Source organism: Paraflavitalea sp., from assembly GCF_059502485.1.
This window is the reverse complement of the sequence record NZ_JCACET010000010.1, coordinates 1,075,833-1,087,418: the sequence shown is the minus strand read 5'-3', so window position 1 is coordinate 1,087,418 and position 11,586 is coordinate 1,075,833. Positions and strand designations below refer to the sequence as shown.

The window sequence follows — 11,586 nt, the reverse complement described above, 5'->3', positions numbered from 1 at the left end:
AATGTCTGAACTGCCTGAAGACATATTGCTTGCCTGGCAACAACAAATTGCCCGGGGAGATGAACGTGGATTCGATAACCTGTTCCGCCATTTCTACCTGCACCTCGTCAGCTTTGCGGTAGATATGGTAAAGCTGCGTCCTGTAGCGGAAGAGATCGTCTCCGATGTGTTTGTAAAACTGTGGCAGAAAAAAGAAGACATCCTGCTCATCGAAAAACTGAAAGTCTTTCTCTTCGTAGCCGTCAAGAACCAGTGCTATAATCACCTGCGCCGCCATTCCCTGTGGAATGTAACAGTAAGCCCCGACAATGTTACCATCCTTTCCAGCGCTTACAATCCCGAAGAAGACATGGCTTTCCGCGAATTGCAGCACCAGCTCAACCAGGCAGTAGAGCAACTGCCGGAGCAGTGCAAGCAGGTATTTAAGTTGGTCAGGGAAGATGGCCTTAAATACAAGGAAGTAGCCGCCATCCTCGATATATCGCCCCGCACCGTAGAGACCCAATTATACAGAGCCGTCAAAAAACTCCGTAAAGTATTGACCGAAGACCATAACAATACCCAACAATCCGACATGCCGGATGTCCTGCTCCAGGTCGCCCTGGTAAGCATCTTCCTTTCATAATATTGGGTTTTCTCTCGATGCCTTTGTGCCTCAATGCCTTGTTGCCTTCCCAAAAAATATTTTCAACCCTTGTAAGTAATCCATTTCCAAATTGTGTCCTTATAGATACCGGCTAACGATTTTATCCCCGGCTGCTATATGATGGACAAAGACAACTTCCTGCTATTGGTCACCAAAGTGCTGTCTGGCAACGCATTGCCCCACGAGGAAGCGCTGCTGCAAGACACGCTGGCCACCCACCCGGAGTTCCTTCCCTTATATGAGCAATACAAACGGTACTGGCAACAACAGACAGTCAACCAGACTGCCGATGTGGAAAAGGCCCTTTCGGCTACCTGGCAAAAAATAAATCAGGCTACAACCGTCCCTGTTGAAGATATAGATGAAGTACCCGTACGTCGTTTCTCTTCCTGGAAACGCATGGCGGTGGCGGCAGCTGTGTTGGGTATTGTAATAACCGCTGGTTGGCTATTCTTTCATAAACGACAACAGCCTGCAGTAGAGTGGGTGGAGACCTATAACCCCAAAGGCATCCGGTCATCTATCGTGTTGCCAGACGGCAGTAAAGTGTGGCTGGCCGCCGATAGCAAATTGAAATACCCGCGCCACTTCGCTACATCCCGCCGGGAGCTCTACCTCGAAGGAGAAGCATTCTTTGAAGTAGTACGCAATCCGCAGAAGCCATTCATTGTACAGTTGGAAAAAGGAGCGGTGCAGGTATTGGGTACCTCGTTCGATATCAGTGCCTATAAAACACAACAGGAGATCACTACCTCAGTAGCAACCGGTAAAGTGGCATTTATACCCGGCACGCGCAAGCCCGATACGGTGTACTTAACACCTAATAAAAAATCAGTCTACAACACACGCTCTGGCAATGTAGAAGTGAAAGAAACCGATGCGCTGGCCGATAAAGCATGGATAGATGGCGTGCTGTTGTTTGATGCTGTTACACTTGGCGACATAGCCCTGGCATTGGAACGCTACTATGGCAAAACAGTACAGTTCCGCGATCAGCGGTTGAGAACATACCGCTATACCGGCAAGTTTGCCAACCGTACACCGGCAGAAATATTGAATTACCTCAGTAAAACCAAAGCATTTACCTATACGGTATCCGACTCCCTCATTGTTATTGGGAGATGAAATTGACGATTGAATCACTATAACTAAACGTTTGCGTATGAAACTACGACTGCTACCCGCTGTTGTTGCCCTATGCATCATGGCCACCATGAGCCTGTATGCCGGAACGCGGGACACACCACCTGCCTGGAAAGAGCAAAAGCAAAAAGTAAGTGTGGTCTGCAAAGACAAAGACCTCAAATGGGTCATTGGCCAGTTGGAAAAACAAACAGGATCATTGTTTGTCTACTCCAACGATGAGCTGGATCTTTCCCAAAAACTCTCCCTGCGCATCCGCGAAACGGATTTCGACCAGGCCCTGCAAAAAATATTTGCGCCCCTGCGTATCAACTTTGAGCAGGTAGGTAAGAATATATTACTGAAGCCGGAGAAGCGGGAGCGCTTTACAGCTATTGCAGAGGCAACAGTATCGCTGGCGCCCGAGGTGGAGATCACCGGTAAAGTGCTGGATGAAAAACAAGTGCCTGTTGCCGGGGCCACGGTGCAGCTCAAAGGCAGCAGCATAGTTACTACTACCCGCGACGATGGTAGCTTCTCTCTGAAGCTCCCGGAGGCAAAAGGCACATTGGTCATCAGCTATGTAGGCTATGAGCGCACAGAGATTGCAATTACAGGATCGAACCTGCAGGTAAGCCTCAAGCCGATCGAAGCCAGCCTCGGAGAAGTAGTGGTGGTGGGTTATGGTACCCAGCGCCGCATTAGCCTCACAGGTGCAGTAGACCAGATACGCTCTGCTGCATTGGAAGGAAAGCCAAGCGTTAACCTCACACAATCCTTGCAGGGTGCTGCGCCTAACCTTATTATCCAACAGCGTAATTCCGAGCCTGGCGCACCCATCAATGTAAATATCCGTGGTGTAAGCTCGCTCAATGACAATACCCCGCTGGTAGTGATCGATGGCATTGCTGGTGGCGACCTCAACCAGTTGAATCCTTCAGATATCGACAATATCTCCGTATTGAAAGATGCGGGTAGTGCTGCTATCTATGGCTCACGAAGCGCCAACGGCGTCATACTGGTTACCACCAAGAAAGGAAAGAAGAATACCCGTGCAATCGTTACTTATAATGGGATGGTGGGTATACAGCAACCCAAAATATTCTATAAACCGGTAGAGAGCTTTGAAAATGCCCTGCTGCGCAATGAAGCATTGGTGAATGCAGGATTGCAGCCCATGTACACACCGGAGCAGATACGTGCTTATAAAGACGAAGGCAGTAAAGAGTGGTTCCTCGATGGCATCCTGCAGGACGCATTGCAGCAAAACCATAACCTCAGCGTGTCGGGCGGCAATGATAAAACTACGTACCTCTTGTCATTGGGATATATCGACCAGGAAAGCAACCTCGTAGGACCAGGCTATGGCCTGAAGCGTTACAACGCGCGGCTTAACCTCACAACAGAAGTAGGCAAACTGAAAGTGACAGGTGTATTGGCTTATTCACGCCAGGATATCAAAGAACATTCATTTGGTACATCAACCCTTATCGTAGATGCAGGCAGAACGCCCACCTATTATGACATGAAAGACGAGCAGGGGCGCTACCTCACCAATGATGTGCTGGCAGAGTTTAATCCCCTCGGCATTCTGGAGCAGGGTGGATACCGCACACGTGATGACGATCATATATTCGGTAACATCACAGCAGAGCTGAATATTATTGATGGGCTGAAGCTGAAAGGCGTGGCTGGTGGCAACCTGTCTGCCTTCCACATGTATGAGCGCGTAAAGCAGGTGAATTTCTTTCCCAAAGGTATCTATGGCGCAGACCGGAATACGAATGACCGTAGTGCAAAAAATCTTTTCCTCAACACACAAGCCATATTGGAATACCAAAAGGGATTTGGAGATCATCACGTTAATGCACTGGTAGGTTATTCCAATGAAACAGTGTCCAATAAGGAAAACGCCTTATACACCAAGTACAACGACAACGAGTTGGGAACACCCACTACAGGTACCGTTATTGATCCGGCAGCGTCCTTCAACACGAACCGCGGTACAGCCGAAAGCAGCCTCAACTCTGTATTTGGCCGTGCAGGCTATTCCTACAACGACAAATACTTTGTTGAGTTCAACTTCCGCTATGACGGTTCCTCCAAGTTCAGGAAAGACCTGCGTTGGGGTTTCTTCCCTTCAGTGGCGGCCTCCTGGCGCATGACGGAAGAGGAGTTCCTCCAAAGCTACCGGGATAATATTGGTTCACTGAAGCTGCGTGGCTCTTATGGTGTATTGGGCAATCAGAGCGTAGGCAACTATCAGTTTCAGACCACCTATTTCAACTTCAACAATGCCTACGGGTTCAATAATCAACCGGTATCAGGCACTGGCTTCACCTTTGCCAATCCCGACCTGCGCTGGGAAAAAGCAGCTACATTCAATGCCGGTGTAGACGCTACCTTCCTGGAAGATAAACTGCAGGTATCTTTCGATTACTTCAACAAGCTTACCAGTGATATCCTCATACCGCCTGCCATTCCGGGTTTGTATGGAGGAGCAGTGTCAACCTATAACGCCGGTAAAGTGCGCAACAAAGGGTGGGAGCTAAGCGTGAATTATCGCCTGCCTGGCAGAAACTTCAACCATACGTTTGGATTCAACATTGCCGACAGCCGCAACGAAGTCGTATCCTTCCAGGGTAACGAACGCATTACCGGCGCCGATGAAATGCAGGTGATCCTGAAAGAAGGATTACCCTTCAACTCCTACATCGGCCTCAAACGCGATGGCTATTTCCAAAACCTCGATGACATCGAGAATGGGCCAACGCCAACAGGCATCACGGTAAGCCCCGGCGATATCCGGTATGTAGACCGCAATAAGGACAACATCATCGACGACCGCGATAAGTTTGTACTGGGCCATCCATTTCCCCGCTACACGTTCGGGTTCAACTATGCAGTGAGCTGGAAACAGCTGGATGTATCCATCTTTATACAAGGCGTAGGCAAACGCGATATGTTCCTGCGTGGCGAGTTGATAGAACCTTTCCACTACAACTACGGACAGGTAATGTACCAACACCAGCTTGATTACTGGACACCTATCAACCCCAATGCGAAGTTCCCCCGGCTGGCAGCAGTGAACAGTCCTTCCAATACCAACAACTTCCGCCGTGGGTCTGATCTGTATTTGTTTGATGCAGCCTATGCACGTCTGAAGAACCTGCAGATCGGTTATTCATTACCTACGCAGTGGATACAAAAAGCGGGCATGCAAAAAGCACGCTTCTTCTTGGTGGGACAGAACCTGCTCACGGTAGCCGGTGTAAAGTTTGTTGATCCCGAAATATCGGAGTTCAGCAGCAATATGGCGAACAGCGGTGCCAACAGCGGCCGCAACTATCCCACACCTATATTCTATGGAATTGGTTTAGATATCACATTTAAATAACGATGGCTATATGAAACAGATAATAAAACTTAACGGACTTGCGCTGCTGTTGCTATTGGTGATCGCATCCTGTAAGAAGCTGGACCTGGTACCTACCGACCGCTTCACGGATGCCACCTACTGGACCTCGACCGAAAAAGCGTCCACAGTGCTCAATACAGCGTACGGACAAATGTTTGGCGCCGCCACCTTCTTTTACAACGAAGGCTTGTCGGACAATGCCTACAGTGGCCGTGGCGATCAGCAAGGTGTAACGTCCATCGCTTCCGGGTTGGCCGATGCTTCCCTGCCACGCTTCAAAGACGAATGGAACGGCCGCTACCAATGCATCAAAACCTGCAACATCTTATTGGAAAATATCGACAGGGTACCAGCCTTCGACGAAGCCCTGAAGAACAGGATGAAGTCGGAAGCAAGGGTAATAAGAGCTTACCAGTACTTCCAGTTGTATACCTGGTATGGTGACGTGCCTTTATTCGATAAGGATATATCCGTCACCGAATCACAAACCATTACCCGTACAACACGCCAGCAGGTGGTAGATTTTGTATTGAAAGAACTGGATGAGGCATCCACCACATTACCTGTCAATACACAATATGCCGCAGGCGATCGTGGACGCATCACCAAGGGTGCTGCACTGGCGCTTAAAGCGCGCGCCTTGCTGTACGAAGGCCGCTGGCAGGAGGTGATCAACACAGCTGAGCCATTCATTACCGGCAATACAGTGGGCACCTATAGCCTCTTCAACAGCTATGAAGGATTGTTCCTGCCGCAGAATGAATACAACAACGAAGTGGTCTTCGATCTGCAGTTTGTACCTGAGTCACGCACCTACAATGTGTTCTTCGACCTGGCCCCGCTGGCTGTTGGTGCCCGCCTCAATTCAATGGCGCCTACGCAGGAGCTGGTAGATGATTACATCATGCTGAATGGTAAGGGAGTCAAAGAAGCAGCTTCCGGTTATGATGAGAGCAATCCTTATAACAACCGCGATCCACGCCTCACGTATTCCATCGTGTGCCACAACTACAAATGGAAAAAGCCGGACAATAGCATCCAGACCATTTATATCAAACCGGGTAGTGATCCGGCCAGCACAAAACTCGATGAGTATGTGCCTGGCAGCGTAAGCTCGCCCACGGGCTATTACATACGCAAATACTACGACCCTACATCGATCAATAACTTCAACTCAGGCCTTAACCTGATGTTGATACGCTATGCAGACATCCTGCTGATGTATGCAGAAGCAAAGAATGCATTGAACCAACTGACGACCGATGTATGGAACCAAACGGTCCGCGCATTACGCGTACGGGCTGGCTTCACAGAAGCCGACGCGCTGAACTTCAATGCAGCCTGGACGGCCGACCAACGCACCGCGATTATTCGCCGCGAGCGCCGCACCGAACTCGCCCTTGAAGGTTTGCGCATCTTCGATATCCGCCGCTGGAAAACAGCCGAAACAGTATTGAATGGATGGGTACACGGCGCCAAATATGGTGAGCCCAGTATCGACAACGGTTATATTCGCGTCAACCAGCGCAGCTTTGATCCTGCCAAACATTACCTGTGGGCAGTACCGCGCGATGAACGCAACCTCAATAAAAACCTCAGCCAAAACAATAGCTGGTAAACTATCACGAACACTAAAATGCTTTCAATATGAAAAAGATCATGCTACAATATATGACCCTGAGCCTGGCGCTGCTGGCCTTCATGGGTTGTGAAAAAGACAAGAACCTCGATCATACGGCCGTAACAGCCGTGAAGAACATCTTCACACCCGAAGACAACCGTTTTGTAAAACTGCAACCTGCCACCTCTGCCAGTGTGGTATTTGAATGGGAGCAGGCCAAGGCAGAAGACGGAGGGCTGGTGATGTATGAAATAGCCTTCGATAAAGAAGGCGGCGATTTCAGCAAACCGGTATACAAAATGGTAAGCGACAACGGTGGAGTATACAACAGAGCTACAGTAACCCACAAAACGCTGAACAGTGTAGCGAGCCTCGCGGGCATTCCATCACTGGGCACGGGTAAGCTGAAATGGACAGTATACTCTTCCAAAGGTATCAATGAAGTAAAGGCAGCAGTAACACGTACGATCGAATTACAACGCCCTGCAGGTTTTGCCACTTTGCCCGCCGATGTTTTCCTAACGGGAACGGCTACTGAAGCTGGCGCCACGCTGGCCAGTGCTGCTAAGTTGAAACAGGTCGCCAACGGCATATTTGAGATATACACTTCCCTGAAAGCCGGTACCTACAACTTTGCTGACCGCAACACGGGTACGCCAACTACCTATTCCATCAGTGGCGGCGACCTGAAAGAAGGTGGCACTACCACTGTTGCCGGCGCCACCAAAGTATACCGCATCAACCTCGATTTCAACAATGCATCCGTAACGATGACAGAGGTGAAAGAAATAGGTTTGTGGTTTGCACCCAACAACACGATCTGGTTCAACCTCAACTACACGGCCAACGGAATATGGAAAGCAGAGAACCAGTCGATCGTCTTCAGGCAGGAAAGCTGGGGTAGGGATGAGCGCTACAAGTTCCGCTTAAAAGTAAATGATGGAACCGCCGACAGCTTTGAATGGATGGGCAGCAGCAATGCGGATAACCAACGCCCCACCAGCGGCTCGCCGGCTTCCTATTGGTTCCTGAATAAAATAGCCAACAACGATCAGTGGAACTACTGCTATAAGTTCCAGACCGAAGCAGACAATAAGAACTGTGACATCATCGTCAACTTCACCACTGGCGGCTCCTACACACACCAGGTGGTGATTAAATAACGAACACTAAACCAACAAGCATGAAGCGATTGATAATATGGGCTTGTGCAGTACTATGGCTACTGCCGGGCTGTGCAAAAAACTATGAAGATGTGGTGATAGGAGGTGATCAGAGCGGGATCGACCGGTACGAGGTAAACTGGAGTGCCGCTGCCGACAGCAGCAGCAGCTCTCTGCTACTCAACTTCTGGAATCCATCTGGCAAATACTTCAACCGTACCAGCAACGGCAATATAGAATTTCATTACTGGCCCCAGGCCCACGCGTTGGATGTGCTGGTGGATGCCTACGTTCGCACGAATGATACTAAATACCGTACTACGATGGACGATTGGATGGTGGGCGTGAAGCAAAAGAACAACAACACTTTCCTCAATGAGTTCTATGATGATATGGAATGGAATGGGCTGGCCATGCTGCGTGCCTGGAAAGCAACCAACGATGCCAAATTCAAAACCGGTGTCGATCAGGTATGGGCAGACATCAAGACCGGCTGGAACACCAATATGGGCGGCGGCATTGCCTGGCGCAAAGCCATGCCAGCCTATAAGAACACGCCTGCCAATGCGCCGGCTTGTATCCTGGCTGCCCGCTTATACCAGGAATTTAAACAAGCCGATGACCTGCAATGGGCCCAAAAGATATATACCTGGATAAAAGACAGTTTGTATGAGGCTGGCACAGGATGGGTGTATGATGGAATCAATGCCAATGGTGACGGCCTGCGCAGTACCTGGAAGTTTACCTACAACCAGGGAACTTTTATCGGCGCAGCGTTGGAACTCTACAACATTACAAAAGATCCCGTCTACCTCAACGATGCCATGAAAGCAGCCAACTTTACCTTATCTGATAACACCCTCACCAATGCGGCCGATCGCCTGCTGCGTGATGAAGGAGGTGGCGATGGCGGACTGTTCAAAGGCATCTTTGTGCGCTACTTTACCAACCTGATATTGCATCCCGATCTGTCGGAAGCTTATAAGAAGCGCTACATAGCCTACCTCAAAAACAACTTCGAGTTGTTGTGGTATGTGGGCACGCGTAAGCCGGTAGTATTGTTTGGAAGCTATTGGAAAAACAAGCCCGGCACCGAAACTGAAATGACGATCCAGGTGAGCGGAGCTATGCTGATAGAGGCCGCAGCCTTATTGAAAAAAAATAACCTGTTCTAAGGAACAGGTTATTTTACCATTTAACGGAAGCGGTTCATCGTCTTCCAGTATTTGTCTTTATAAATATCGTAAGAGATAGATAACCTGCCGTTGTAGTTCAGTATCGCTGCCGCCACCGTTTTCGAAGCATGCCTAAACTCATGGCAGGCAAAGTAAATAGTACGGGTGTTGTTATAAGTTTGCCGTCCCAGGTTTAAGTAGCCATTTGCATCAGGCAGTTGTGGGGTCAACGCGTGCTCGAATTCACTCATGAGCGCATACGTATCACTATCTGGCATGCCATTATTAGCACTTCTGTAGCTTATTTCAATCACCATCATCCAGGGATGTGAAGCGGTGGCATCCCATCCCAATATCTCCCGGTTGATGATGGCCACGAGGGGAAGGCCTTTAGCATCCTGCGCTTCCAAAGCTCCATAAGTATCGTTTTCCGTATTATACCTCCTGCCCTTATATTTCTCTACAAACTCTTTTTCACGCCATTCCAAAAAAGATTTCAGCTTACTTATCGGAATCAGTTCCTTATTAGATGGGCAAGAGCCGGTTACTTGTACAGCGTCAAGCAGGGTTGCTGCGTTGAGCTCACCCAACGTATTATCAAGATAGATGAGTGTGCCATTGGCAATAGCTTTTTCATTGGATTCACTGAAATCAGTATGCACCAGTGTTATCTCGATCTCATCCGGGTAATTTTCGTCAGTATTACTGTAAAACCCGATGGTTTCGTGGTTAAATTTGTACCCATTCATGTTGACACTCCATTTGTCTGTACCAAATGCAGGTTTTAATGCAGTAAACTTCCAGCCAGGGAGAGCAGGAGCGGCTGCTACCAACTCTTCCACAAATACAAACGATTTGATATCACCTTCGGCTGTAATGATGAGCTCAATAGTGTTTGCATCTTCCTGGCCTGCAAGGCAATAAAACTGGGTATTCAATTGTTGTAGCGCAGGCATCAGCTTTTCCAGAAAGTTGTTGTCCACGTCATCATTGGCCATCATCACCTCATGGAACCGCTTTTCATGCGCTCGAAACCAATGCCAGAAACTATTATGATCAGTAATAACCGCTTTTTCCTTCGGCCCGAACAGCTTTTTGAGAAAACCCATAAAGAGGTATAATTTAGTTCGGGAAAGTACAGTTTTTTATGTAAATCCGGTTCTTGCCGTATGAACTGTATGTAAACTCAGAACCGCTTCCCCACTGATAAGCCCACCTGCGAAATAAGATCACCTTCCGTATCTGTCTGTAAGCCTGCTTTGATGCCGAGTAACAATTTATTGGAGAAGGTAAAATTGTACTGGAGCTGCACCAATGCTCCTGCCGCAATAGTATGCTGCTTATTCCAGTTGTACATACTGTACACCACTTCCGGTATACCAGAAGTTATAGGAGGATAAACGCTATAACCATCGACAGAGGACGATTGATACCTGCCAAATCCACCCAGACTGATCCTCACTTCATGGTGCCTGCTCCTGATCAGGCTTAATTGGGCATCTACACCCAGTTGTACACCGGCGGTAGTGCTGCGCATAGAGCTCCCTACCGTTTCACCTGGTATGGTAGGATGCGGATAAGAAAAATACATTTCATTGTCATGGATTGAACCACGCAGATTAAGATCCAGGGAGAAACGATGACCTAAATAGCGGGTATACGAAGCACCGAATAACAGGCCTCCAAAGTCTCCACTGCTATGATGAGCAAACCCTCCTATAAGCTGGATCGCTTCATCTGCCCATTCATCATCATCGGCAGGCTGCGACTGGTCGGTTGCGCGGGAAGCTGTCGGCTGCGTAGCAGGTTTGGCTGGCTTGGTTGGCTTGGGCGCTACTTTGCTAACTGTATCACGCACTTGAGAAGCGGGAGTAGCCGGGCTGGCCGGAGTTGTTGCCTTGCTGGCTGCGGCCTGGTTCACCGGCGTCTGTGCTGGAACAGTATCCACGATCTTACGCTCAGTAGATGGGCTGGATGTTGATCTGTCCGGAGAAGCCATACGGCTGCTGTCGATGACAATGACAGTCTTTTGCTGCACAGCAGGAGTGTTGGCAACAGTTTGCCTCGAAGACGATGTTGAAGATTTGTTGTCGCGTTTACTGTCCGCAGGAAAGAGGGCAGGCCCATTATCAAACAAAATGATATGACTGCCTACCACCTTGTGTTGAATGCCGACCTGTTGCTGCAAGGTCGTTAACCACTGCGACAGAGTTTGCGACTGTCGGGAAACGGCCAGTGTTTTTGATGGCTTTACCTTAGTTGGATTGAAAGAAAATGCTACCCCCGTTTGCCGGGAAAAAACTTTCAGCAAAGAATCGATACGGATAGAAGCAGAGGAGAGCACGATCTTTTTTTCGAAAGTGGCATTGCTAACCTGTGCAGCTACAGGCACAGAGCAATACACCAACATGGCTATAAAAATGAAAGAGCGCATAAGAATA

At 48.8% G+C, this 11,586-nt stretch carries 8 protein-coding genes; 6 read left to right on the top strand and 2 right to left on the bottom strand.

Translation table 11 applies throughout. The features are described from left to right. Position 1 precedes the first annotated feature (1 nt). The 6 genes from AC5JBY_RS21625 to AC5JBY_RS21600 all read left to right on the top strand — a co-directional run bounded on the left by AC5JBY_RS21625 (position 2) and on the right by AC5JBY_RS21600 (position 9,145). A complete protein-coding gene (locus AC5JBY_RS21625) occupies positions 2-625 on the top strand; it encodes an RNA polymerase sigma-70 factor (protein ID WP_495906738.1) in 624 nt (207 codons plus the stop codon). Between the two features lie 138 nt (positions 626-763). Then, complete coding sequence (locus AC5JBY_RS21620) at positions 764-1,771, top strand: FecR family protein (protein ID WP_495906737.1); 1,008 nt, start codon at positions 764-766, stop codon at positions 1,769-1,771. 37 nt (positions 1,772-1,808) lie between these two features. After that, on the top strand, positions 1,809-5,165 hold the full coding sequence (locus AC5JBY_RS21615) for a TonB-dependent receptor (RefSeq protein WP_495906736.1): 3,357 nt from the start codon (positions 1,809-1,811) through the stop codon (positions 5,163-5,165). A gap of 10 nt (positions 5,166-5,175) precedes the next feature. Next, positions 5,176-6,804: a RagB/SusD family nutrient uptake outer membrane protein gene (locus AC5JBY_RS21610; protein WP_495906735.1), complete on the top strand. Its 1,629-nt coding sequence runs from the start codon at positions 5,176-5,178 to the stop codon at positions 6,802-6,804. 29 nt (positions 6,805-6,833) lie between these two features. Further along, positions 6,834-7,970, top strand: a complete 1,137-nt coding sequence (locus tag AC5JBY_RS21605) for a SusE domain-containing protein (RefSeq protein ID WP_495906734.1) — start codon at positions 6,834-6,836, stop codon at positions 7,968-7,970. A gap of 20 nt (positions 7,971-7,990) precedes the next feature. After that, complete coding sequence (locus AC5JBY_RS21600) at positions 7,991-9,145, top strand: glycoside hydrolase family 76 protein (RefSeq protein ID WP_495906733.1); 1,155 nt, start codon at positions 7,991-7,993, stop codon at positions 9,143-9,145. A gap of 20 nt (positions 9,146-9,165) precedes the next feature. On the opposite strand, the gene AC5JBY_RS21595 is transcribed toward AC5JBY_RS21600, so the two are convergent. Both AC5JBY_RS21595 and AC5JBY_RS21590 read right to left on the bottom strand, forming a co-directional pair. After that, positions 9,166-10,254 carry a DUF695 domain-containing protein gene (locus AC5JBY_RS21595; RefSeq protein WP_495906732.1) on the bottom strand — a complete coding sequence of 363 codons (1,089 nt, stop codon included), beginning with the start codon at positions 10,252-10,254 and terminating at the stop codon, positions 9,166-9,168. Between the two features lie 77 nt (positions 10,255-10,331). Beyond that, complete coding sequence (locus AC5JBY_RS21590) at positions 10,332-11,579, bottom strand: hypothetical protein (protein ID WP_495906731.1); 1,248 nt, start codon at positions 11,577-11,579, stop codon at positions 10,332-10,334. Positions 11,580-11,586 lie beyond the last annotated feature (7 nt).